23 protein-coding genes and 2 tRNA genes are annotated in these 23,574 nt (G+C 59.0%); 9 read left to right on the top strand and 16 right to left on the bottom strand.

Features of this window, described 5'->3' with window-relative positions:
• Position 1: 1 nt before the first annotated feature.
• The 3 genes from ACIQV9_RS26955 to ACIQV9_RS26945 form a co-directional block, all read right to left on the bottom strand.
• Complete coding sequence (locus ACIQV9_RS26955; protein ID WP_403107898.1) at positions 2–1,591, bottom strand: sensor histidine kinase; 1,590 nt, start codon at positions 1,589–1,591, stop codon at positions 2–4.
• A complete protein-coding gene (locus ACIQV9_RS26950) occupies positions 1,581–1,814 on the bottom strand; it encodes a PP0621 family protein (RefSeq protein ID WP_403107870.1) in 234 nt (77 codons plus the stop codon). The genes ACIQV9_RS26955 and ACIQV9_RS26950 overlap by 11 nt, the downstream gene beginning before the upstream one ends.
• 113 nt (positions 1,815–1,927) lie before the next feature.
• Positions 1,928–2,950, bottom strand: a complete 1,023-nt coding sequence (locus tag ACIQV9_RS26945) for an outer membrane protein assembly factor BamD (RefSeq protein WP_403107868.1) — start codon at positions 2,948–2,950, stop codon at positions 1,928–1,930.
• A 151-nt stretch (positions 2,951–3,101) separates the two neighbouring features.
• Here ACIQV9_RS26945 and rluD point away from each other — a divergent pair, with 151 nt between their 5' ends.
• The 5 genes from rluD to ACIQV9_RS26920 all read left to right on the top strand — a co-directional run bounded on the left by rluD (position 3,102) and on the right by ACIQV9_RS26920 (position 7,941).
• Positions 3,102–4,064 (top strand): 23S rRNA pseudouridine(1911/1915/1917) synthase RluD, encoded by a 963-nt coding sequence (gene rluD / locus ACIQV9_RS26940; protein WP_007942311.1) that lies wholly within the window; start codon positions 3,102–3,104, stop codon positions 4,062–4,064.
• Positions 4,061–4,786 (top strand): peptidoglycan editing factor PgeF, encoded by a 726-nt coding sequence (gene pgeF / locus ACIQV9_RS26935; protein WP_403107866.1) that lies wholly within the window; start codon positions 4,061–4,063, stop codon positions 4,784–4,786. The genes rluD and pgeF overlap by 4 nt, the downstream gene beginning before the upstream one ends.
• Positions 4,787–4,916: 130 nt before the next feature.
• On the top strand, positions 4,917–7,481 hold the full coding sequence (gene clpB / locus ACIQV9_RS26930) for an ATP-dependent chaperone ClpB (protein ID WP_403107864.1): 2,565 nt from the start codon (positions 4,917–4,919) through the stop codon (positions 7,479–7,481).
• Positions 7,482–7,779: 298 nt separating this feature from the next.
• Positions 7,780–7,855: transfer RNA gene (locus ACIQV9_RS26925), tRNA-Asn, on the top strand.
• Positions 7,856–7,864: 9 nt separating this feature from the next.
• A tRNA-Pro gene (locus tag ACIQV9_RS26920) sits at positions 7,865–7,941 on the top strand.
• Between the two features lie 206 nt (positions 7,942–8,147).
• Here ACIQV9_RS26920 and ACIQV9_RS26915 read toward each other — a convergent pair.
• From ACIQV9_RS26915 to ACIQV9_RS26895, 5 genes are all read right to left on the bottom strand, one after another.
• A complete protein-coding gene (locus tag ACIQV9_RS26915) occupies positions 8,148–8,546 on the bottom strand; it encodes an EF-hand domain-containing protein (RefSeq protein WP_134422320.1) in 399 nt (132 codons plus the stop codon).
• 319 nt (positions 8,547–8,865) lie between these two features.
• Complete coding sequence (locus ACIQV9_RS26910) at positions 8,866–10,164, bottom strand: NAD(P)/FAD-dependent oxidoreductase (protein WP_109634933.1); 1,299 nt, start codon at positions 10,162–10,164, stop codon at positions 8,866–8,868.
• Positions 10,165–10,224: 60 nt separating this feature from the next.
• Positions 10,225–10,398 (bottom strand): DUF3094 domain-containing protein, encoded by a 174-nt coding sequence (locus ACIQV9_RS26905; RefSeq protein WP_008028730.1) that lies wholly within the window; start codon positions 10,396–10,398, stop codon positions 10,225–10,227.
• A 52-nt stretch (positions 10,399–10,450) separates the two neighbouring features.
• The gene (locus tag ACIQV9_RS26900; RefSeq protein WP_403107861.1) at positions 10,451–10,978 is read right to left on the bottom strand and encodes an MOSC domain-containing protein; all 528 of its coding nucleotides are present in this window, start codon (positions 10,976–10,978) and stop codon (positions 10,451–10,453) included.
• Positions 10,975–11,601, bottom strand: coding sequence for a DUF1780 domain-containing protein (locus ACIQV9_RS26895; protein ID WP_109634930.1), 627 nt, complete (start codon positions 11,599–11,601; stop codon positions 10,975–10,977). Before ACIQV9_RS26895 ends, ACIQV9_RS26900 begins: the two co-directional genes overlap by 4 nt.
• A 137-nt stretch (positions 11,602–11,738) precedes the next feature.
• Between ACIQV9_RS26895 and ACIQV9_RS26890 the strand changes: the two genes are divergently transcribed.
• Positions 11,739–12,428, top strand: coding sequence for an energy-coupling factor ABC transporter permease (locus ACIQV9_RS26890; protein WP_403107859.1), 690 nt, complete (start codon positions 11,739–11,741; stop codon positions 12,426–12,428).
• Between the two features lie 63 nt (positions 12,429–12,491).
• Positions 12,492–12,707 carry a hypothetical protein gene (locus ACIQV9_RS26885; RefSeq protein ID WP_131061760.1) on the top strand — a complete coding sequence of 72 codons (216 nt, stop codon included), beginning with the start codon at positions 12,492–12,494 and terminating at the stop codon, positions 12,705–12,707.
• A gap of 3 nt (positions 12,708–12,710) precedes the next feature.
• Here the strand turns inward: ACIQV9_RS26885 and yacG are convergent, their stop codons facing one another.
• From yacG to pilB, 5 genes are read right to left on the bottom strand one after another with little or no spacing between them, the layout of a single operon-like run.
• Positions 12,711–12,911 carry a DNA gyrase inhibitor YacG gene (gene yacG, locus ACIQV9_RS26880; RefSeq protein WP_208671404.1) on the bottom strand — a complete coding sequence of 67 codons (201 nt, stop codon included), beginning with the start codon at positions 12,909–12,911 and terminating at the stop codon, positions 12,711–12,713.
• Positions 12,908–13,531: a dephospho-CoA kinase gene (gene coaE, locus ACIQV9_RS26875; protein ID WP_403107857.1), complete on the bottom strand. Its 624-nt coding sequence runs from the start codon at positions 13,529–13,531 to the stop codon at positions 12,908–12,910. The genes yacG and coaE overlap by 4 nt, the downstream gene beginning before the upstream one ends.
• Positions 13,528–14,400 carry a prepilin peptidase gene (locus tag ACIQV9_RS26870; RefSeq protein ID WP_403107855.1) on the bottom strand — a complete coding sequence of 291 codons (873 nt, stop codon included), beginning with the start codon at positions 14,398–14,400 and terminating at the stop codon, positions 13,528–13,530. Before ACIQV9_RS26870 ends, coaE begins: the two co-directional genes overlap by 4 nt.
• Before the next feature lies 1 nt (position 14,401).
• Entirely contained in the window at positions 14,402–15,619 is a 1,218-nt protein-coding gene (locus ACIQV9_RS26865; RefSeq protein WP_403107853.1) for a type II secretion system F family protein, read from the bottom strand.
• A gap of 2 nt (positions 15,620–15,621) precedes the next feature.
• The gene (gene pilB, locus ACIQV9_RS26860; RefSeq protein ID WP_403107851.1) at positions 15,622–17,322 is read right to left on the bottom strand and encodes a type IV-A pilus assembly ATPase PilB; all 1,701 of its coding nucleotides are present in this window, start codon (positions 17,320–17,322) and stop codon (positions 15,622–15,624) included.
• Between the two features lie 225 nt (positions 17,323–17,547).
• Here pilB and ACIQV9_RS26855 point away from each other — a divergent pair, with 225 nt between their 5' ends.
• Entirely contained in the window at positions 17,548–17,964 is a 417-nt protein-coding gene (locus ACIQV9_RS26855; protein WP_403107849.1) for a pilin, read from the top strand.
• A 318-nt stretch (positions 17,965–18,282) separates the two neighbouring features.
• Positions 18,283–18,636, top strand: coding sequence for a BON domain-containing protein (locus ACIQV9_RS26850; protein WP_283189140.1), 354 nt, complete (start codon positions 18,283–18,285; stop codon positions 18,634–18,636).
• Positions 18,637–18,918: 282 nt separating this feature from the next.
• Here ACIQV9_RS26850 and ACIQV9_RS26845 read toward each other — a convergent pair whose 3' ends face one another.
• From ACIQV9_RS26845 to ACIQV9_RS26835, 3 genes are all read right to left on the bottom strand, one after another.
• Positions 18,919–19,215, bottom strand: a complete 297-nt coding sequence (locus ACIQV9_RS26845; protein ID WP_403107847.1) for a DUF2845 domain-containing protein — start codon at positions 19,213–19,215, stop codon at positions 18,919–18,921.
• Positions 19,215–22,157: a DUF748 domain-containing protein gene (locus ACIQV9_RS26840; RefSeq protein ID WP_403107846.1), complete on the bottom strand. Its 2,943-nt coding sequence runs from the start codon at positions 22,155–22,157 to the stop codon at positions 19,215–19,217. Before ACIQV9_RS26840 ends, ACIQV9_RS26845 begins: the two co-directional genes overlap by 1 nt.
• 116 nt (positions 22,158–22,273) lie before the next feature.
• A complete protein-coding gene (locus ACIQV9_RS26835; RefSeq protein WP_403107844.1) occupies positions 22,274–23,290 on the bottom strand; it encodes a class I SAM-dependent rRNA methyltransferase in 1,017 nt (338 codons plus the stop codon).
• Between the last annotated feature and the right edge of the window lie 284 nt (positions 23,291–23,574).

Genomic DNA, 23,574 nt, shown 5'->3' with positions numbered 1-23,574 from the left:
TTCAACTTTGTTTCCGTCCGTGAGCAAAAGTGATGCGAAAGCAGCCGCCGCCTTGGCGTGGTTTGAAGTCTAGGCGGGCCTGGTTGCTTTCGCACAGCTCACGGGACAGATAAAGCCCCAGGCCAGTGCCCTGGCTACTGGTGGTGAAGAACGGTTCGAACAAATGCGTCTGTTGGTCCGGCGCCACGCCGGGACCGTTGTCCCGGACTTCGAGCGTGGGCAACTGGCTGTCGGGCTCGACAAACAACTCGAGCCAGACCTGCGCCAGATCGTGATTCAGAGCGCTATGGCGCCAGGCATTGCGCAACAGATTGTCGAGAATCTGGGTCAACTGATTCGGGTCCATCAGGGTGTTGAAGTCGCTCGGGCCGATGTGCAGGTGAATCAACTGGCGATCGGTCGCACCTTCACGGGTTTCGGCGACGAAGTGCTCCAGCCACGGCTTCAAATCAAGCCGTTGCGGCACGGTTTGCTGGCGGCGGGACAGTTGCAGGACGTTTTCGATAACCCGATTCATTCGCTGAGAGTGGTCTTGAATAATCTGCGTCAGACGCCGATCCGCTCCGTTCAGTTCCTCGGATTCCTGCAATAGCTGCGCGGCATGACTAACGGCGCCCAGCGGATTGCGGATTTCATGGGCGATACCGGCAGTCAAGCGACCGAGGGCGGCGAGCTTCAGTTGCTGCGCCTGTTGAGCGATCTGAGCGATATCTTCGAGAAACACCAGGGTCTGGTGGTTCGGGCTTTGGTCCAGGGCAATGAAGCTGGGTTGCAGTTCCACGCCACTGCTGGCGATTTTCAGGCTTTGCGGTCGCAGCGATGGATTGTTGAACCACAGCTGAAGGCGTTCGACCAGTGTCGGCGAATAGTCGTCGATCAACTGACCATCGAGGTCGTTTTGCCCCAGCAGGATCAAGGCGCTGTGATTGGCCAGTTGCACCCGTCGCTGGTCGTCCAGCACCAGAATGCCCGTGCGCATGCGGTGCAGGATCAACGCGTTGAGCGCTTCCAGGCCAATCACTTCACTGGCCCGTTGTTCGGCGAGGTTCTCGCTGACTTCCAGCCGCTTGATCAGACCTTGCACCAGCAACGCCGCGGCAAAACACAGCGCGCCGACGGTGCCGACTTGCAGGTACTCGCCGGGACTGATCGGGTGACTGAAGCTCAGGAGGAAGCTAAGGCCGACGATGCCAAGGGCGGCGACCGCCGCGATCAACAAGCCGATACGCCCGCGCAACAGGGTGTTGCTGATGGCCACCGAGACAATAAGCAGGTTGCCGACGGCGCTGGCCACGCCACCCGCAGCATAGAACAGGCCGCACAGCAGCAGGACATCGACCAATGCGAGGCTGAAAAGCTGTGCCGGCCGTCGGGTGTTCTCCCAAAAGACCACCAGCAGGATGTTCAGCACCAGGTACAACCAACTGCCACTGCGCAGCAGGTCGTCCTTGGCGAAGGCCAGCAACTGGTTGTCCATGTTGCTGGAAATCAACAGCACCAGGGTGATGCCGACGCTTAAACGGTAGAGATGGTAAAGGCGCAGCAGTCGCTGGGCCTGTTTGCCGCCGGGACTGGACGTCTCAGCGATCACTTGAGCCGGGGCCTTGCTCAAGGTGAGCCTGGCTGCAATACCATTGTTGTTGAAGGCTCAGTGCGCGATCGCGGGGCAGGTGTACGCCGCAATGCGCGCAGCGGACCATTGGCGCGGCATCCAGCTCGGCGGAAGACCTGGGCGCGGAAGTCGAAGCCTTGAACTTACGCCAGAACCATACCGCAGCGGCAATCAGGGCGATCCAGAACAGTAAACGAAGCATGGTGAGCTGCTTTATTGGCTAATGAGCAGGCAGTTTAGCCAAGGACCTGACCTGCGCACAGCGCAATAAAAAAGGGAGACTCAAGAGTCTCCCTTTTTGCATAACCCGATGTGTCAGTCGAACACGCCGAAGGTCATGTAGCTGAACCACGAGCGGTCTTCGTTGTTGCCTTCCGCTTCGTGTTCCTCTTCTTCGATCACGTCGCCATCTGCATCTTTAGGCTTCAGATCGTTTGGAATCGCGTCCTTGGCATCCTGGAACTGCTTCTGCACGTCCTGGTTGGCGCGGGTTTCGCCCGGCGGCAGCGGCGGACGGGATTCGATCAGGCCCAGAGTGGCCTTGCTCAACCACGAACGGTTGTCGGCTTCGTCGACCGAAGGCTTGAACTGACCGTCCACCAGGGTTGGATGGTTCGGGTAGTTGAGCTTCAGGGTTTCGAGACTGGTGGCTGCCAAGTCGTCCAGGTGCAGACGCTGGTAGGCTTCGGTCATCACCGCCAGGCCGTCACCGACCGAAGGGGTTTCCTGGAAGTTTTCCACCACGTAACGGCCACGGTTCGCGGCGGCGACATAGGCCTGACGGGTCAGGTAGTAGTCGGCAACGTGAATCTCGTAGGCCGCCAGCAGGTTGCGCAAGTAGATCATGCGCTGCTTGGCGTCCGGCGAGTAGCGGCTGTTGGGGAAGCGGCTGGTCAGCTGGGCGAACTCGTTATAGGAGTCGCGAGCGGCACCCGGGTCACGCTTGGTCATGTCCAGCGGCAGGAAACGCGACAACAGGCCGACATCCTGATCGAAGGAGGTCAGACCCTTGAGGTAGTAGGCGTAATCCACGTTCGGATGCTGTGGGTGCAAACGAATGAAACGCTCGGCAGCAGACTTCGCAGCCTCTGGCTCGGTGTTCTTGTAGTTGGCGTAGATGAGCTCGAGTTGAGCCTGATCGGCGTAGCGACCGAACGGATAACGCGACTCCAGCGCCTTCAGCTTGGCTGTGGCGGCGGTGTAACTATTGTTGTCCAGGTCGGTCTGAGCCTGCTGGTACAGCTCGACTTCGCTAAGGTTTTCGTCTACGACTTCCTTCGATGAGCAAGCAGCGGTCAATGCGAGGATGGCGATCAGCAGCAGGTGTTTCACTTGCATGGCGGCTTGCGTCCCTATGACGGCCGCTGTCTTGGGCGGGGCCGTCCTGTTATGATGAGCGCCCCGTTGATAAGCCTCGGGGCAAAAGACGCCGTATTTAACCACAAGCGCGCAGCCGAAACCAAAGGCTGTGCCGACGCCTAGTCTGAGCATGTCCGATAAAATTGAACTTCGCGCAGAGGTGCCGTCCGAATTGGGCGGCCAACGCCTCGATCAAGTCGCCGCACAATTATTCGCTGAGCACTCGCGCTCGCGCCTTTCCGCCTGGATCAAAGACGGCCGCCTGACTGTGGATGGGGCGGTTATCCGCCCGCGAGACATCGTTCATGGTGGCGCCATTCTTGAACTGACTGCCGAGCAGGAAGCTCAGGGCGAATGGATCGCTCAAGACATCGAGCTGGACATCGTCTATGAAGACGACGACATCCTGGTGATCAACAAACCTGCGGGCCTGGTGGTGCATCCTGCCGCCGGTCACGCGGATGGCACCTTGCTCAACGCCTTGCTGCACCACGTGCCGGACATTATCAATGTGCCCCGCGCTGGTATTGTGCATCGCCTGGACAAGGACACCACCGGTCTGATGGTGGTGGCCAAGACCATTCAGGCGCAGACACAGCTTGTCACGCAATTGCAGAGCCGCAGCGTAAGCCGGATCTACGAATGCATCGTGATCGGTGTGGTAACTGCCGGCGGCAAGATCAATGCGCCGATCGGTCGTCACGGCCAGCAACGCCAGCGCATGGCCGTGATGGAAGGGGGCAAGCAAGCCGTCAGCCATTACCGCGTGCTCGAGCGTTTCCGCTCCCACACGCACGTGCGGGTGAAGCTGGAAACCGGTCGTACACACCAGATTCGCGTGCACATGGCCCACATCAACTACCCGTTGGTCGGAGACCCTGCCTACGGCGGTCGCTTCCGTATTCCACCAGCCGCCAGTGTGACCATGGTCGAATCGTTGAAGGCTTTTCCGCGTCAGGCCCTGCATGCACGGTTCCTGGAGCTGGATCACCCGACCACCGGTAAACGCATGAGTTGGGAATCGCCCCTGCCGGACGACTTCGTCTGGTTGCTGACCCTGCTCAAGCAAGACCGCGAGGCGTTCATCGGATGAGTGACTGGCTGATTCCCGACTGGCCTGCGCCTGCCGGGGTGAAAGCCTGTGTGACCACCCGTGCGGGCGGCGTCAGTCTGGCGCCGTTCGACAGCCTCAACCTCGGCGATCACGTCGACGACAGCCCCGAAGCGGTTGCCGAAAACCGCCGTCGCCTCACTGATCATTTCTCTATTCAACCGGCCTGGTTAAAGCAGGTTCACGGCATCGCCGTGGCTCACGCGGACCCAAGCCTCACGGCCACTGCCGACGCCAGCTGGACGGCCACGCCAGGTATTGCCTGCGCGGCAATGACCGCCGATTGTCTGCCGGCCTTGTTTTGCGACCGTGCCGGTACTCGCGTAGCGGCGGCCCATGCCGGTTGGCGCGGTTTGGCGGCGGGTGTGCTTGAAGCCACCCTCGACAGTCTCAATGTGCCACCAGAAGAAGTGCTGGTGTGGCTCGGCCCGGCCATTGGCCCGCAAGCCTTTGAAGTCGGCCCCGAAGTGCGCGAGACCTTCGTCGAGCAATTGCCCGAAGCGGCCAAAGCTTTCGTGCCGAGCCCAAATGCTGGCAAATTCATGGCTGACATTTACGAGCTGGCGCGCCTACGTCTGGCCGTTCGTGGTGTCACCGCTGTTTATGGCGGCGGTTTCTGCACCGTCACCGATCCTCGCTTCTTTTCCTACCGCCGCAACCCACGCACCGGTCGGTTTGCCTCCCTTGTCTGGCTCGAAGACTAAGCTTTCCTGATCTACATCAACTGTACGACGCTTGAATCTCCCAGAATCGACCACATCTAATGAGGTATCTGGCAGGTTTCTTCATTCAGGATGTTTTATAGGTCCGGCCTGCTCAAAAGGAAGGTGACCCATGCGTATAGATCGTTTAACCAGCAAGTTGCAGTTAGCTCTATCCGACGCCCAATCCCTGGCCGTCGGCCTTGACCATCCCGGCATCGAGCCGGCGCACTTGATGCAGGCCATGCTTGAACAGCAGGGTGGTTCGATCAAACCCCTGCTGATGCAGGTCGGTTTTGACGTCAACAGCCTGCGTAAAGAACTGACCAAAGAGCTCGACCAACTACCAAAAATCCAGAACCCGACCGGCGACGTGAACATGTCGCAGGATTTGGCGCGCCTGCTCAACCAGGCCGATCGCCTGGCCCAGCAGAAGGGCGACCAGTTCATCTCCAGTGAACTGGTGTTGCTCGCCGCCATGGATGAGAACAGCAAGCTCGGCAAATTGTTGCTCGGCCAAGGTGTGAGCAAAAAAGCCCTGGAAAACGCGATTAACAACCTGCGCGGTGGTGAGGCCGTCAATGACGCCAACCACGAGGAGTCGCGCCAGGCGCTGGACAAGTACACCGTCGACCTGACCAAGCGTGCCGAAGAAGGCAAGCTCGATCCGGTGATCGGCCGTGACGATGAAATTCGCCGGACCATTCAGGTCCTGCAGCGCCGCACCAAGAACAACCCGGTGCTGATCGGTGAGCCTGGCGTGGGTAAAACCGCCATCGCCGAAGGCTTGGCCCAGCGCATCATCAACGGTGAAGTGCCGGACGGCCTCAAGGGCAAGCGCTTGCTGTCTTTGGACATGGGGTCGCTAATCGCCGGTGCCAAGTACCGCGGCGAGTTCGAAGAGCGCCTTAAATCCTTGCTCAACGAACTGTCGAAGCAGGAAGGGCAGATCATTCTGTTCATCGACGAACTGCACACCATGGTCGGCGCCGGTAAGGGCGAAGGCTCGATGGACGCGGGCAACATGCTCAAGCCTGCGTTGGCGCGCGGCGAGCTGCACTGTGTCGGCGCGACCACGCTCAACGAGTACCGCCAATATATAGAGAAGGATGCAGCCCTCGAACGGCGCTTCCAGAAAGTCCTGGTGGACGAGCCAAGCGAAGAAGACACCATCGCGATTCTGCGTGGCCTGAAAGAGCGTTATGAGGTTCACCACAAAGTCGCGATCACCGACGGTGCGATCATCGCCGCGGCCAAGCTCAGTCATCGTTACATCACTGATCGTCAATTGCCGGACAAGGCCATCGACCTGATCGACGAAGCGGCCAGCCGCATCCGCATGGAAATCGATTCCAAGCCGGAAGTGCTCGATCGTCTGGAGCGCCGTCTGATTCAGCTGAAGGTGGAATCCCAGGCGCTGAAGAAAGAAAGCGACGAAGCTGCGATCAAGCGCCTGGAAAAACTCCAGGAAGAAATCGTTCGCCTTGAGCGTGAATATTCGGACCTCGAAGAAATCTGGAACTCGGAAAAAGCCGAGGTACAGGGTTCTGCGCAGATCCAGCAGAAAATCGAACAGTCCCGTCAGGAACTGGAAGCCGCGCGCCGTAAAGGCGACCTGAATCGCATGGCCGAGCTGCAATACGGGGTGATCCCGGACCTGGAGCGCAGCCTGCAAATGGTCGATCAACACGGTAAAAGCGAGAACCAGTTACTGCGCAGCAAGGTGACTGAAGAAGAGATCGCCGAAGTCGTCTCGAAGTGGACTGGCATTCCGGTGTCGAAAATGCTCGAGGGCGAGCGCGACAAGCTGATGAAGATGGAAAGCCTGTTGCACCAGCGTGTGATCGGCCAGGACGAAGCGGTGATCGCCGTTTCCAACGCGGTGCGGCGTTCCCGGGCCGGGTTGTCCGATCCGAATCGCCCGAGCGGTTCGTTCATGTTCCTCGGCCCGACCGGTGTCGGTAAAACCGAGCTGTGCAAGGCGCTCGCCGAGTTCCTCTTTGATACCGAAGAGGCGATGGTGCGGATCGACATGTCCGAGTTCATGGAGAAACATTCCGTGGCCCGACTGATTGGTGCGCCACCGGGCTACGTGGGCTATGAAGAGGGCGGTTACCTGACCGAGGCGGTGCGTCGCAAGCCTTATTCGGTGATCCTCCTGGATGAGGTCGAGAAGGCCCACCCGGACGTCTTCAACATCTTGCTGCAAGTGCTGGAAGATGGCCGCCTGACTGACAGCCATGGCCGCACGGTGGATTTCAAGAACACCGTGATCGTCATGACCTCCAACCTGGGGTCGGTGCAGATCCAGGAGCTGGTCGGTGATCGTGAAGCGCAGCGTGCGGCGGTGATGGATGCGATTTCCACGCACTTCCGTCCGGAGTTCATCAACCGGGTCGACGAAGTGGTGATCTTCGAGCCATTGGCGCGGGATCAGATCGCGGGCATTACCGAGATCCAGTTGGGTCGTCTGCGCAGTCGTCTGACTGAGCGCGAGCTGAAACTGGAGTTGAGTCCAGAGGCCATGGACAAGCTGATTGCGGTGGGATACGACCCGGTGTACGGCGCACGACCGCTCAAACGAGCGATTCAGCGCTGGATCGAGAACCCGCTGGCGCAGCTGATTCTGTCCGGTCGTTTCATGCCCGGGGAAACGGCTGTCGGCACGGTGGCGAACGACGAAATCGTATTTGCCTGACCTTCTACGGCAGTGAAATAAACAGGGCCTCGCATCGCGAGGCCTTTTTTTCGTCAGGTTGTTGAACTGAAAGGAAAAGGCTTGTAAAGTGCGCCCCGCAGTAAGTCGCCCGTAAGGGTTTCTGCTCCCCAAGCAGAAATCTGAAATAAGTTGCAAATCATTAACTTGAATGCAATTTAAGGGGTTGACAGAGGTGCTTAAGATTGTAGAATAGCGCGCCTCAGACACACGAACGCAGCGATGCGAACGGATCGAAGAGGTGAAGCAAGCTTCACAGTTGTAAATTGAAATATGTAGTTCCGTGATAGCTCAGTCGGTAGAGCAAATGACTGTTAATCATTGGGTCCCAGGTTCGAGTCCTGGTCACGGAGCCAATTTCAAACCGGGGTATAGCGCAGTCCGGTAGCGCGCCTGCTTTGGGAGCAGGATGTCAGGAGTTCGAATCCCCTTACCCCGACCATATTAAAAATCCTCGTATCGAAAGATACGGGGATTTTTTTTGCCCTCAAAAAAATACACCTCAGTCATCGTATAACTTGCCGATAACGAGGCGACGGGGTACTGCCGAAACAACGCCCCATGGTGCAGCGCTTCCAGGTGTAAATCCGCCAGACGAAAAAAAACCGCGCTTCCGAAGGAAAAGCGCGGTTTTTGATTCCTGGAGGCTTAGGCGCCGTCTTGGTCTTTCAGGTGTTCGAACAGACCTTTTGGCATTTTCTTGCCATTGGCTTCGAAGTTGGCTTTTACGTTGTCGTAAGCCTCTTGCTCGTCGATGAAGCCATCATGGTTGGTGTCGATCTTGTCGAAGTTGGACTTCGGCGCGACTTTCTGGAATTCGGCGCGGGATACCTTGCCGTCGCCATCGGTATCAGTTTTCGCCATCGACGCATCGCCACACTTGCCTTCGCCACACTTGCCTTCAGGGGTTTTCACCACTTGTTCGGCCGAGGCCAGCAAGTAGCCCTGGGTCAGAGGCTGCGAAGCGAATACGGAACCGGACAACATCATGCCACCGGCCAAAACTGCGCCGAGCAGGCCAATAGTGTTTTTGGTAGTTCGGGACATTTCAATACTCCTGGGTTGCACGACACAACCGTTCGATAAAGGACGCCACGTGAGTGCGGCGATAACCGGAGCGGGCGAGTTGCCTTGCTCGGATGTGGCCATTTAAAGGGCGGGGTGTATCGCTACTGTGTCGCGCAAGGGGGAGTTTGTAAGCGAAGGGGTGGAATCGCGGGGGGAGATACAGTGAGACACAGATCTCCAAATCAGAGGAGATCAACTGTAGGAGTGAGCCTGCTCGCGATGGCGCCTTAACAGTCGACATCAATGTCGCCTGATACACCGCTATCGCGAGCAGGCTCACTCCCACAGTGGTTGGGTATTAATGCAGCTTCAACCGCGGCTCAGTCCCGCGTCCGATCTTGCTGCCCAACATCAACATCGCCGTGCGAAACGCGCCATACAGTGCCATCTGGTGCATGCGATACAGCGACACGTAAAACATCCGCGCCAGCCAGCCTTCGAGCATTACGCTCCCGGTCAGGTTGCCCATCAAGTTACCCACAGCCGAAAAACGTGACAGCGAGATCAGCGAGCCGTAGTCGGTGTACTTGTACTCGGGCAATGCCTTGCCTTCGATCCGCAGTTTCAGCGATTTGGCCAGCAACGAAGCCTGTTGATGCGCGGCCTGGGCGCGCGGTGGTACGTTGCGATCGGTGCCCGGTTGTGGGCAGGCCGCGCAATCACCGAAGGCGAAGATGTTCTCGTCGCGGGTGGTTTGCAGGGTTGGCAGCACTTGCAGCTGGTTGATGCGGTTGGTTTCCAGGCCATCGATGTCCTTGAGGAAACCCGGTGCACGAATACCGGCGGCCCAGACTTTCAGACTGGCGTTGATCACTTTGCCGTCGGCAGTGATCAAGCTGTCGGCGGTCACTTCGCTGACCGCCGCATTGGTCATCACATTGACCCCGAGTTTCTCCAGGGTTTTATGCACAGGCCCGCCGATGCGTTCCGGCAGGGCTGGCAGCACCCGTGGGCCGGCTTCGATCAGGGTGATGTGCATGTTTTCCGGCTTGATCCGGTCCAGGCCATATGCTGCGAGCTCGTGGGCGGCGTTGTGCAGCTCAGCGGCCAGCTCAACCCCGGTGGCACCCGCGCCAACGATGGCGACGCTGATCTGCTCGACCTTGTCGGTCTGCCCGGCATGGGCGCGCAGGTAGTGGTTGAGCAATTGCTGATGGAAGCGCTCGGCCTGTTTGCGGGTGTCGAGAAACAGGCAATGCTGCGCCGCGCCCTGTGTGCCGAAATCGTTGGTGGTACTGCCGACAGCAATCACCAGCGAGTCGTAAGCCACTTCACGCGCCGGCACCAGTTCCAGGCCGGCTTCGTCGTAAGTGGCGGCCAGCTGGATTTTCTTCTGCGCGCGATCGAGCCCGCTCATGCGCCCCAGCTGGAACTCGAAGTGGTTCCATTTCGCCTGGGCAACATAGTTGAGTTCGTCTTCGGAAGAGTTCAGCGACCCGGCCGCCACTTCATGCAGCAACGGCTTCCAGATGTGGGTCAGGTTCGCGTCGACCAGCATCACACTGGCCGTGCCACGTTTACCCAGAGTCTTACCCAGACGGGTAGCCAACTCCAGACCGCCGGCGCCGCCGCCAACGATGACAATACGATGAGTCATGGGGATATCTCGCAAGGCTAAAAGAAATCGGTGCAATTACCCGAGCGAGCGCGATGCAGCTCATAGCGTCAGGTAACTGATAAATCGGCTCAACAGGCCCAGACCAATGGTCACTGCCAACACCACCACCAGGAGCATCCACGGCCGGAAAGGCCGGCGCTCGACTCGGTGCTGGGACAGGTGCAGGTACTCTTCGACATGCTTCTGGTCGTCGGGGTTCAGGCGGCTGGTCATATTGGGCCTCGTCAGGTAGACGTTGCTGAAGGTGCAGAAGCTACAGGCTGATTCAACGAACGTTGAACGGAGCATAGCCGCTGTCGGGAATGGGCTCGACGCTCACCGTATCGTCCAGGCGAATGATTCCACCTTGTAACACTCGGGCCGTGATTCCGCCATGTCCGCGCACGGCCTGAAATGTCCCGGGGCCGAGGTTGTTTTGCAGACGCGCGCAAGGCTGGCACCAGCCGGTGGTTTCGAAAATGGCCTGGCCGATGCGGAAGCGACGGCCCTTGAGGCTGAACAGGTTGAGACCGCTGATAACGAGGTTGCGCCGCAACTCTTCAGGCAAGACCGGTTGGTCGTGCGGACGGCCCATCAGCGAGCTGATCACCGGCAGATGCTCCCACTGAATCAACGTCACCTGCCGCGCGTTACGTACACCGGGGCGGGCTCGATCGCCGGTCAGGCCGGCTTCAAGTCGTGCCTCTACGGCATCCAGTTCGATCATCGGCACATGAGGTTCCGGGCGCACGCCGATCCAGCGCACGCGGCCGGTTTGCGGGACTTCGGCGATTAATGCTTGCAATGGGCTCACAGGCTGATCCCGACATCGAAGACGATGCTGCGCCCCAGGTTATTGCGCAGGAAATCCGGGGCATCCGGGTGGGCGAACAACACGCGGGCGAACGTCGGACCGACCAGCGACAGCGAACGCCAGCCCTGGCGCAGGTATTCGGTCGGCGGCGGGAAATGGCTGTTGAGGTCCAGCACTTCACGCTTGAGGCTGGCGAACGCGATGATGTCCAGTTCCCCCAGGTCCATGCCGCGTTCTTTGTAGTTGTGTGCTTTTTTACGCAAGGTCGGCGCCAGTCTCAGCAGAAACTCATTGGCCGGGATGCGCCGGGGCTTGGCCTCGCGACGCACCAGTTGGCTCAGGGAAAACGCGCTGCGCCGGCGTTGCAGCTCATCGCGCCATTCGTCATTGAGGCGCCGGCCTTCGTCGAGGACGAAAAACACCTCGAAACTGGCGTCACGAAACAGCACGTCCGGCGGCTCCCCGGCGGGGGCGAATTCGTCGGCGCGATAGGGAATGTTCAGGCCTTGCAGCAGGCGCTGGCAGACCCAACGCTCACGCTCCCATTTGCGGGCATTGGACAGGAACGCGTTGGCTTGCTCGGCCGCGATGGTCAGCAGGCGTAAATAATCTGAGTCATCCATAGGCCCAAGCTTAGCGTTCAAATGCGACAAGCTGAAAGCTTTGCATCGGGTGGAGCAACTTTTGCGTCGGTGTAGACTGCGGGCATAAAGCCGTATTCACGCAAGGAGTCCGCGGTGGCGTTCAAGGGGGTGCCTACATGATCGGCGCAGAGTTGCTGTCGGCGCAGACGCTGACAGTCGGCTGGTTGATTCTTGTGCCTGTGTTGCTCTGGGCGCTCTGGCGTGCGCCGTGGGTTGAACTGTTCACCGACAGCCGCCGCCAGCATTTGCTGTTCGGCACGGTGTTCGCGCTGTTCATGCTGTGGCTGGTGCGACGTGATTTCGATACAGGCGTGTCGTATCACTTCATTGGCATGACGGCCGTGACGTTGCTGCTGGATTGGCCATTGGCGATCGTCGGTGCGTTGGTTGCGCAATGCGGGCTGGTGCTGCTCGGGCGTCAGGACCTGGCGGCCGTCGGGGTCAACGGTGCGCTGCTGATTTTGCTGCCGGTGCTGGTGACCGAGTGCTGTGCCATCCTGGTCGAGCGCGCGCAGCCGCGTAATCCCTTTGTGTATATCTTCGTTTCCGGCTTCTTCGCCGCGGCGCTGTCAGCGTTGCTGTGTCTGTTGCTGGCGCTGTGGCTGTTGTGGTTCAACGAACGTTTCGAGATGCCGTACTGGCTGGAAGATTTTGTCGGTTATCTGTGGCTGCTGATTTTTCCGGAAGCCTTTATCAACGGCATGATTGTCAGCGCACTGGTGGTGTTCAGCCCGGAATGGCTGGAGACCTTCAACCGCACACGCTACCTTTCGGCGCCCTGGAAAGACGACGATCCCAAGTCTTGATCCACATCAAATCCATCAATCGCTGACGCTTCCATGCTCCGCAAAACCTTCAGGAGCATCGAAATGAGTGTCTACGAATGGGCAAGGCAGGAGTTGCGTCAGAGTCTGGATGGCGCGCAGGAAGTGGGGTTTGATCCGGGATTGAGCCTGCGCGCCTTGCTCAGCGCGGTGGTGCAGCAGAGCAAGGCGGTGCGCAGTGCCGAAGACCTGGCCGACGAGTTGCGCTTTCTTGCGGAAAACCTCGATGAAGGCCAGGACTACGGCTTTATGCGGCCCTGAGTGTCAGTGGCGCGGTTCGAAGTCTTCGCTGAACAGGTCGTCTTCGGCGTCCGGGCTGACCGGAATCTTGTGTTCTTCCGATGCCCAGGCGCCCAGGTCGATCAGTTTGCAGCGGTCCGAACAGAATGGCCGGAACGTGCTCTCGGCGCTCCATTCAACAGGGGCGCCACAGGTTGGGCAATTGACGGTTGGGGTCTGGCTCATGACTGGCCTCCACGCAAAGTAAGGTAAAAGTGATGCAGGCGCTCGACCTCGCTGTGCAGCCAGGCGAGGTCGCGGTCGTTGACCACCACATCGTCGGCGTGGCTCACGCGGTCCTGGCGGCTGGATTGCGCCTTGAGGATCGCCTGGACCTGTTGCTCGCTGGTCTGGTCACGCTGCAAGGTGCGTTCGATCTGTAACTGTTCCGGGGCATCGATCACCAAGACCCGTTGGGTCATGGCGTACTGCCCGGACTCGATCAGCAACGGCGAAACCAGAATCGCGTAAGGCGATTGTGCCTTGGCCAGGTGATCGACGATTTCCTTGGCGATCAGCGGATGCAGCAGCGCTTCGAGCCAGCGGCGTTCCTCGGGCACTTCGAAGATCAGCTTGCGTAGCGCTGCGCGATCCAGTTGCCCGTCGGCTTGCAACACGCCGGGGCCGAAATGGTCAGCGATCGTTGCCAGCGCCGGGCGACCCGGTTCCACCACCCAGCGCGCCGCGTGATCGGCGTCCACCACGTGTACGCCGAGGTCGATGAAGTGCTGGGCAGCCGCGCTTTTGCCGCTGCCGATGCCGCCGGTCAGGCCGAGAATCCAGGGTTTTTCCACAGGGGTATTCATTTCAAACCGACAAACTGCCAATAGAAGCCGGTTATTTGACCACCCCAGAGCAAGGCAATCCAGCCGGCAATCGCCAGAAAGGGTCCGAAGGGGATTGGCGTCGAGGTATTTGCGTGACGCAAGCGCAGCAAAATTACCCCGATGATGGCGCCCACGAGCGATGACAGAAGGAGGGTCAGGGGCAATATCTGCCAGCCGCCCCAGGCCCCGAGCAGGGCCAGCAGCTTGAAATCGCCATGGCCGATGCCGTCCTTGCCGGTGAGCAGCTTGAACAGCCAGAACACTGACCACAACGTCATGTAACCGGCCACCGCGCCCCACAACGCCTCATGCAATGACACTAACAACCCGAAGCTGTTGACGATCAACCCCAGCCACAGCAGCGGCAGCACCAACACATCCGGCAGCAGTTGGTGCTCGGCGTCGATCAGGCTCATGGCCAGCAGGCCCCAGGTCAACACCAGCACCATGCAGGCCTGCCAGCCGAAGCCGAAATGCCAGGCGATAAACGCCGAGAGCAGGCCGCAGGCCAGTTCGGTCAGCGGATAGCGCTTGCTGATCGGCGCGGCGCAGTTCGAGCATCGACCCCGTAGAAACAGATAACTGAGCAGCGGAATGTTTTCCCAGGCGCGGATTTGATGGTCGCACTGCGGGCAGTGGGAATGAGGCAGCATCAGGTTGTAGGCCGGGCCCGGTGCCTCGGGCGGTACGCCCAATACGTCATGAGCTTGCAGCCGCCATTCGCGGTGGAGCATTTTCGGCAGGCGCCAGACCACCACGTTGAGGAAACTGCCAACCAGCAGGCCGACTGCCAGGGCGATGACCACGAACACCAGCGGATAGAGGGTCAGGATTTCGTTCAAGGGCATGTCAGATTGCTGAGCCGAGTTGGAAGATGGGCAGGTACATCGCAACCACCAGGCCACCGACAATAACACCCAGCACCACCATGATGAACGGCTCCATCAGGCTGGTGAGGTTATCGACCATATTGTCCACTTCATCCTCGTAGAAGCTCGCGACCTTATCGAGCATGTCGTCCAGTGCACCGGATTCTTCGCCAATGGCGGTCAGCTGGATCGCCATGCTGGGAAAGATGCCCGAGGTGCGCATGGAGAAATTCAGCTGCATGCCGGTCGACACGTCCTGCTTGATGCGCAGCACCGCACGTTTGAACACGATGTTGCCGGTCGCGCCCGCCACTGAGTCCAGGGCTTCGACCAACGGCACGCCGGCGGCGAACGTGGTCGACAGGGTGCGGGCGTAGCGAGCCACGGCGGACTTGTACATCAATGTGCCGATCAGCGGCAGCTTCAGCAGCCAGGTGTCCATCCGGTCCCGAAAGGCCTGGGAGGTTTTAAAGGCGTGGCGCACACCGAAAACGGCGGCGATCAACCCGCCAAGTATCATCCACCACCAGGCCTGCAAGAACTCCGACAAGCCGATGACCATCACGGTGAAGGCCGGCAATTCGGCGCCAAAACCCTTGAACACCGACTCGAACTGCGGCACCACCTTTACCAGCAGAATCCCGGTGACAATGATTGCCACGAAGACCACGGCCAGCGGGTAGGTCATGGCTTTCTTGATCTTGGCCTTGAGGCTTTCGCTCTTTTCCTTATAGGTCGCCACCCGTTCCAGCAGGGTGTCCAGCGCGCCGGCCTGCTCACCCGCGTCGACGAGGTTGCAGTACAGCTCATCGAAATACTGCGGCTTTTTACGCAAGGACGCGGCGAAGCTGTTACCCGCCGCGACTTCCTGTTTCACCTCGTCGACCAATTTGCGCATGGCCGGGTTATCGAAGCCTTCACCGATGATGTCGAACGATTGCAGCAGTGGCACGCCGGCTTTCATCATCGTTGCCATCTGCCGGGTAAACAGGGCAATTTCCTGAGCCTTGATCCGATTGCCGAAGCTGAAAATCGAGGCAGATTTCTTGCGCACCTTGCCGGGGTTGATCCCCTGCTTGCGCAACTGAGCCTTGATCAACGCCGGGTTGAGACCGCTCAACTCGCCGGTCATTTTTGAACCTTTCCTGTCCGTTCCTTCCCAGGCGTAGACGCTGATTTTTGCTGCTTTGACCGCCATGTTCAGTCCTTGGTGACCCGGTTGATTTCTTCAAGGCTGGTGACGCCTTGCATGGCCTTGATCAAGCCCGAGGTGCGCAAGTCGTTGAAACCGTCCTTGCGCATCTGGATGTCGATTTCCAGTGAATTGCCTTCGGCCATGATCAGCCGTTGCAGGTCCGGTGTGTTCTTCACCACTTCATAAATCCCCACTCGCCCTTTGTAACCGCCGTTGCACTGATCGCAACCGACCGGCTCATAGATCGTGAACGAGCCGATGCGTTCCTCGGGGAAGCCTTCCTTGAGCAGCGCTTCGCGGGGAATCTCGATGGGTTTCTTGCAATGGCTGCACAGTTTGCGCGCCAGCCGCTGGGCAATGATCAGGGTGACCGAGGTGGCGATGTTGAAGCCCTGAATGCCCATGTTGTGCAGGCGGGTCAGGGTTTCCGCGGCGCTGTTGGTGTGCAGGGTGGAAAGCACCATGTGCCCGGTCTGGGCGGCCTTGATGGCGATCTCGGCGGTTTCGAGGTCGCGGATTTCGCCGACCATGATCACGTCCGGGTCCTGACGCAGAAAAGAGCGCAGCGCCTGGGCGAAATCCAGCCCTTGCTTGGGATTGACGTTGACCTGATTGATGCCTTCCATGTTGATCTCCACCGGGTCTTCGGCGGTGGAGATGTTGATGTCCACGGTGTTGAGGATGTTCAGTCCGGTGTAGAGCGACACGGTCTTGCCCGAACCGGTCGGCCCGGTGACCAGAATCATGCCCTGTGGCTGCTTCAGCGCGGCCATGTACAAGGCTTTCTGCTCAGGCTCGTAGCCGAGGGCGTCGATGCCCATTTGCGCGCTGGACGGGTCGAGGATCCGGATCACCACTTTCTCGCCCCACAGGGTCGGCAGGGTGTTGACCCGGAAGTCGATGGATTTGGTCTTGGACAGGCGCATCTTGATCCGCCCGTCCTGGGGTTTGCGCCGCTCGGAGATGTCGAGGCTGGCCATGACTTTCAGTCGCGCCGCGATGCGGTTGGCCAGTTGGCTCGGCGGCCTGGCGACTTCGCGCAGCATGCCGTCGGTGCGCATGCGCACCCGATAGGTTTTTTCGTAGGGCTCGAAATGCAGGTCGGAAGATCCGCTCTTGATCGCATCGAGCAACATCTTGTGGACGAAGCGCACCACCGGCGCGTCATCGGCATCCTGGCCCGGGATGGAGTCCTTTTTGTTGTCATCGACCGACTCGATGTCCAGCCCGTCAAGGTCAACATCGGCCATGTCTTCGAGGCCGGTGGAATGGCTGTCGAAGAATTTCTCGATGGCGTCGCTGAGTTTGTCGTCCTCCACCAGAATGGCTTCGGTGTTCAACCCGGTGCTGAACTGGATGTCATTGATGGCTTGATGATTGGTAGGGTCGGAAACCCCCACGAATAACTTGTTGCCACGGCGCAAGAGGGGCAGGGCGTGGTGCTGACGGATCAGCTTCTCGCTGACCAGTCCTCGGGGTTGGGATTCCTTGTCCAGGCAATTGAGGTCGAGCAGCGCCATGCCGAAATGCTCCGAGGCAATCTCGGCCACCTGCCGGCTCTTCACCAGTCTGTTTTGTACCAGATAACTGACCAGGGAAATATTGCTGCGTTGAGCTTGCTGATACGCCTGTTGCGCGCTTTGGTCAGTGAGCAGTTCGGCCAGGACCAATTGCTTGGCCAGACCGCTAAGGGCGATGTCATTCATTGGGATACCGGACGCAGACAGTTCATGACTTATAGCCTAGTCAAGGAGCTGAGCCAAACCAGCGGCCGTCAGGTGACAAATAGTGTCAGATAGTGCGGATCCTGGGGATAGGAAAGGTCTTTGACCTGGCTTCGCGCCCCGCCAACAGGGGGCGCGATGCTTGGCACGGGGTATGCTGAAGCTCATTCAGATCATGAGATTTCGACTCATGCATGGAGCCTGTCTATGAATACTCAAAAAGGTTTTACCCTGATCGAACTGCTGATCGTCGTGGCGATCATCGGGATTCTGGCGACGTTTGCGTTGCCGGCTTATTCGAAGTATCAAGCGAAGGCCAAAGTCACCGCGGGTCTGGCGGAGATTTCGGCGTTGAAAGTGCCCTTTGAAGAACTGATGAATAACGGGACCAGCCCGGCTAATGTGGCGGCAGTTGGTGGGACTAGCCCAACTTCAAACTGCACGCTGACAGCGTCCGGTACCGCCGCTGATGGTGCCGGGACCATTGTTTGTACGATCGTTAACGCGCCTGCACCGGTTTTAGGCAAGACGGTCACGCTGACGCGCTCGACGACTGGCTGGGTTTGCACCAGTAACGCTCAGCAAGACTTCTTGCCTAAAGGCTGCACCGGTTCCGCCACATAACGCTCGACAATTCTCTTGAAAGCCAAAGCCCCGCCCTGAAAAGCGGGGTTTTTTGTGGGAACGACCCCCTCGAATTTCGAAAAACGAGAAAACCCCGACAATTCATGGCCTTAGGCCTGCGGCAAAACCCGCAACTTGCATGTAGAGAATCTCGAAGTCATGCATTTTGCATGATTTCGAAAATCGGGCTATTTCATAAGCGACTGTTTTATAAGGATTTATCGCCTGTCTCAAAGTTGGCACAGCGTTCGCAATATACCCAGTAACCCTGCTGACAAGACACGCAGCAGACTTTCTAGAAAAACAGGAGTTACTCGTATGAAGAAGTTCGCTATCGCTGCCGCTACTGCTACCGCGCTGACCCTGACCATGGCCAACGCTGCATTCGCTCAAACCCAGGCTACCCAGGCTCCAATGGTTCTGGCAGCCGGTGAAGTGACCGAAGCCAAAGAAGCTACCTCCGACACTTGGATCACCACCAAAGTCAAAGCAGACCTGGTAACCGAAAAAGGCATTCCTGGTACCGACATCAAGGTTGAGACCAACAAAGGTGTTGTTTCCCTGTCGTCCACTACTGCCGTAACTGATTCCCAGAAAGACGTTGCAGTAGCCATCGCCAAGAAAATCAAAGGCGTCAAAGCGGTCTCCGCTGACGGCCTGAAAGCCGAGTAAGGCAAGACTTCTCGCCTGGACTGGGAGAAGGCGCGGCAGGCGGGCCGAGCAATACGCCAGCCGCATCTGGAGAGTTCATGCGAAAGGCCACAAGGATGTGGTCATTACAGGCCTCCGACATTCGTGTCGGGGGCCTGTTCTATTGTGGGACCCGCAAAAACCAATGTGGGAGTGAGCCTGCTCGCGATAGCGGTGTGTCAGCCAACATCAATGCTGAATGACACACCGCTATCGCGAGCAGGCTCACTCCCACATTTGTATGTGCCCACTTTGGATTGTGGTTCAGTTCCCGCGCTTGCTGGTGATCTGTTTCAGCCGATTACCTTCAAATCGCAGGTATTGATACATCCCGCCATTGGGCCCGTAGGTCCATTCCTCGACCTGAAACTCTTCCCGTCGATTGGCGCTGCGCTTGTAGCCCAACAGGTCGCGGCTGACCGGTTCTCCGCACTTCTGCAGCACTTCGCTGGACCTGTCCCCGACACTGACCAATTGACTGCCACAGCGCAGTGTATCGGCCGCCGAGGCCTGACTGGCCGCCAGTGCCAGGGTCAGGCTCATCAGCAATCGTCTGATCATCACTCGGCATCCAGGTGCATCGGCGTCACCACCCGACCGTCACTTTCCGCCTCGCCCAGTTGGGCGTCGATGAAGTAGACACGGTCATCGTCCATCTGGGTCTTGTCCACCAGATAATCCTTGATGCTGCTGGCGCGTTCCTGGCCCAGCTGGCGCAGCAGCACATCGCTGGAACTCCAGAATTTGATCACGTCTGCGCGCATTTTTACGGTGCGTTCTTCCTTGCCCAGATCCTTCCATTCAGCCGGTGGCTGGGTCTTCAGGCGCGTGCGGTAGATCCCTTCCAGCAGCGGACCTTTCTCGCCGTCCGGCACTTGCAGCAATGAAGCCTGGGCCGGAACCTTGTCACCGCGCCGCTGGAGCATTTTGTAGTAGTTGTACTGGTATTCGCGCTCAAGCCGTTGCTCGGCAATCAGCGGGCCGTCGCTTTTGGCGGCCGCGGTGCCTTCGATTTCCAGGCGCAGGGCCGGACGTTCCTTGAGGGCTTGGGACAGTTTGATCAACGAACCCTCGGCGTCCTTGCTCAGCTCGCTGGAGCCCGGCGCAAACGAGACAGTGCCCAAATCTTCGGAACCCCCGCCACTGACCAGCCCGCCAATCATTTTGAACGGTGCGGCAGCGGCCTTGACGATCAGGTTGCGCAGGGTCTGCCAGACAATCGGCATGACGCTGAACTGCGGATTGTTCAAGTCGCCGGTCACAGGCAGCTCGATGGAAATCTTGCCATCGACGTCCTTGAGCAAGGCGATCGCCAGTTTCAGCGGCAAGCTGACGGCGTCCGGACTGTCGACTTTCTCACCCAGTTGCAGCTGCTCGACCACCACTTTGTTCTCGGCCTTGAGCTGGCCCTTGACGATGATGTAGTGCAGGTCGAGATTGAGCCGGCCCTTGCGGATGCGATAACCGGCGAACTTGCCGGAGTAGGGTGTCAGCGTGGTCAGTTCCACACGTTTGAAGCTGGTGGCGATGTCGAGGCTGGACATCGGGTCGAACGGGTTGACCGAACCCTTGATGGTCACGGGCGCGTAACGATCGACCTTGCCTTTGATATCGACGGTGGCCGGTTTTGCCTGGCGGCTGTCGATGGTGCCGATCTGCCCGTTGAGCTGTTGCACGGCCGTGGCGAAGTTCGGGGTCAGGCTGAAGTCGGCAAAGTTCGCCGAACCGTCATTGATGGCAATGCCGCCAATGTGGATGCCCAGCGGTTTTTCGTTGCTGGCGGGTTTGCCTGCGGCGGTCTTGGCAACTGCGGTGTCGGCTGGTTGCGGGATCAGCAGGTCATCGATGTTGGTGGTGCGGTCATCGTTGATCATGAACCGCGCGTAAGGCTGGAACAGGTTGACCTTGTCGATCGACAGGCTGTCGCCGTGCTGATAGTTCAGGCCTTCGAGCACCAACTGCTGCCACTTGAGGAAGTCACGGGTCTTGAGGGTGTCGAGGGTGTGCAGTTGATCGACCTGCGCTTTACCGGTGACGCTGAACGCCAATGGCTCGGTGCTTTTCAGATCAACCGCCAGATCACTGCCGAGCATGCCGCTGCGCAGCTCCAGGCGAATGAACGGGTTGATGTAGGACTGGGCGACACGCAGGTCGATGTCCTTGGTCTGCACGTTCAGTTTGGCGCTGACCGGCGCCAGATTGACCACGCCGTCGGCCATGAGCTTGCCTTGTTTGCCCACGCCGGTGTCGAGCTTGAGGTTGAAAGGCGAGCCGTTGAGGCTGTCGAAATTCTGCAAGTCGAGGTTCAGCGGGCCAACGTCCAACGCCACGGCGGGTTGCGCTTTACGATCGGCCAGATGCACCTGGTAATCGCGCAGTTGTACGTCTTTGAGCAGGACTTGCCACGGTTTGCTCGGTGGCGCGGGTTCTGGTTTTGGTGAGTCGGCGGCCGCCGGCGTGCTGGTCGGTTCGGCATCAGCTTTCACGGCTGCCTTGGACGGTTGGCTGGCGAACAGTTTTTGCCAGTCCAGTTGCCCATCGGCTTCCAGGGCGGCCCAGGTTTCCAGTTTCTTGCTACGGATCTTGCCGACCACCACTTGCTGTTTGGCCAGGTCCACTGTGGTTTCGCTGATGTCCAGACGCTCGAGTTTCGCCAGCGGTCGACCGTCTGGAGCCTTGATGGCGAAGGGCGCGATGCTGACGGCGACGTTGCTCAGCAGCAGTTCGGTTTCCTTGGACAAGTTGAGCTTGTAGTCAGTACTCAGGTTGACGACGCCGTTTTCCAGCACCAGCGGTAATGCGTCACGTACATAGGGCCAAAAGGCTTTCATCTTGCCGTCGGTGATCTTCAGCTTACCTTCGGAGGCAATCGGGATCAGGCTGAAATTGCCGGTCCAGTCGATCTGCCCGCCTGCCGGGCCGACGGCCACCAAGGTCATGTCGGCGTTATCTTCCGGCAGCGTGCTGAGGTTTTTCAGCTCGAAGTCGAGTTTGTCGTAGAGAAACTCGATGGGCTCGCTGGGCCGTGCGTCCTGGAAGTGCACAAAGCCGTCAGCCAGTTTGATCCGCTCGATGCGCAACGGAAACGGCTTGGCGTCCGGGTCAGCCGGGGTCGGTTCACTGGCAGGGATCTTGAACAGGCCCAGCAGATTGAGCTTGCCGTCCTTGCCGAAGAGGATTTCGGTCTTGGGTTTGTCGATTTCGATATCGGACAGGTGCAGCGCCTTGGTCCACAGGCTGTCGATCTGCAGGTTGGCGTACAGGCGTTCAAAACCGACCTGTTCCTTGCCCGGTTCGCCGATGATCAGGCCCCAGAGGGTCACTTCCAGGCTGAAGGGGTTGAGTTCGATCCGCGAAATCGTAGCGGGCATCGTGGCGTAATTGGCCAATTGCTGATTGGCGACCCGTAACGCGATGCCCGGTAAAATCAGAAACCCCAGCAGGCTGTAAAGGGCCAGAGCAGTCAACAATGCGCCAATAGCGCGAATCAATCCTTTGGGCATGTGCGGCTTCATCTGTCTGAATCGGAGTGCGTTGGAGTATGGCACGCGATTCCGGTTCCGAAGTGATCGCACTCTTCTGGTTTTTCAGAAATTAGCGTAGGAAATTTCCTGTGTGATCAGAGTTGCAGAATCAACGTTTTCAGCGGCGGCTGTTGATCCATCGACGGGAAATCGCCGCCTGGTTTCATCACGGTCCACTCACGCACCGGACGCCCGGCTTTCTCTGCGCAACGCAAAACCTGTTCGCGCCAATCGTCCATGCTGACCTTTGCCAGGTTGTTGCAGCAGATCAGTACGCCGTTGTCGGCAGTGGTCAGCAGCGCCGGTTTGAGCAGGCTCTGGTAGTCGCGAAGCAGGTCGACCGTGCCAAACGCGCTCTTGGCCCAGGCCGGCGGGTCGAGCAGCACCAGGTCGTACTGACGCTGTTCAAGACGCGTGTAACTCGGCAGTTTCTGCCCACGCCGCTGACTGATCGGCAGCCCCGCCAGTTGGCGGATGGCCGGGAAGTAATCGGACTGGATGAACTCCATCGCAGGCAATTGCGGATTGAGCAGACCGTTCTCGCGGCCGACCGCCAGATTGCCCTCGGCGAAATCCAGGTTGCACACCTCACTTGCCCCTCCGGCCGCAGCGCTCAGGCCGACACCACAGGTGTAGGCGAACAGGTTGAGCACGCTTTTGTTTTTGCTGTGCTCCTTGACCCAGCCGCGCGTGTTGCGCAAGTCGAGGAACAGCAGCGGATCCTGACCGGCATGCCGCCCGCGAACCCGGTAGTTGAGGCCCCATTCGTGGCCGATCAAGTCTTGCAGGGCGGCCTCGTCGGCGCGGTAGACCGTGTCTTCGCGGTCGATGCGCGAGTTGCCACGGGAGCGGTCGTTGTAGACCAGCAGCGTTTCGAGGCCCAGGTGTTGATTGATGGTCTCGTGCAGTTGCAGCAGCGCGTCACACTCCAGCGCCTGGTGGAAGCTTTGCACCAGCAGTTGCGGGCCGTAGCGGTCGATGGTCAGGCCACCGGCGCCTTCCTGGCTGCCGTGGAACAGGCGATAGCAATCGGTGCCTTGCTGATGCAGCTCGGCGAGCAGGTCCTGGCGATGATCGAGGGCGGCGCGCAGCGCCTGATTCAAGGAAGACATGCTGTGCGCCTTGCAGGAGGGAATTTGGCGCGGGAGTTTAACAGCATTGGCCCTGATCCCGAGTCACTGATCGTTCCCACGCTCTGCGTGGGAATGCCTCAATGGACGCTCCGCGTCCGCTTCGGTAGGGACGCAGAGCGTCCCGGGCTGCATTCCCACGCAGAGCGTGGGAACGATCAGTGGGAGCGAGCTTGAACTGGTCCAGTAATTTTGGACATTTTTTTCGGTTCTCACGCCGCCAGCTTTTCCGCTGCTACAGGTGAGTGGTAACCGTTGTAACTGTG

Origin of the sequence: Pseudomonas sp. NPDC099000 (assembly GCF_044759925.1) — a bacterium.
Taxonomy (GTDB): Bacteria; Pseudomonadota; Gammaproteobacteria; order Pseudomonadales; family Pseudomonadaceae; genus Aquipseudomonas.
This window is presented reverse-complemented; position numbering and strand designations above follow the sequence as displayed.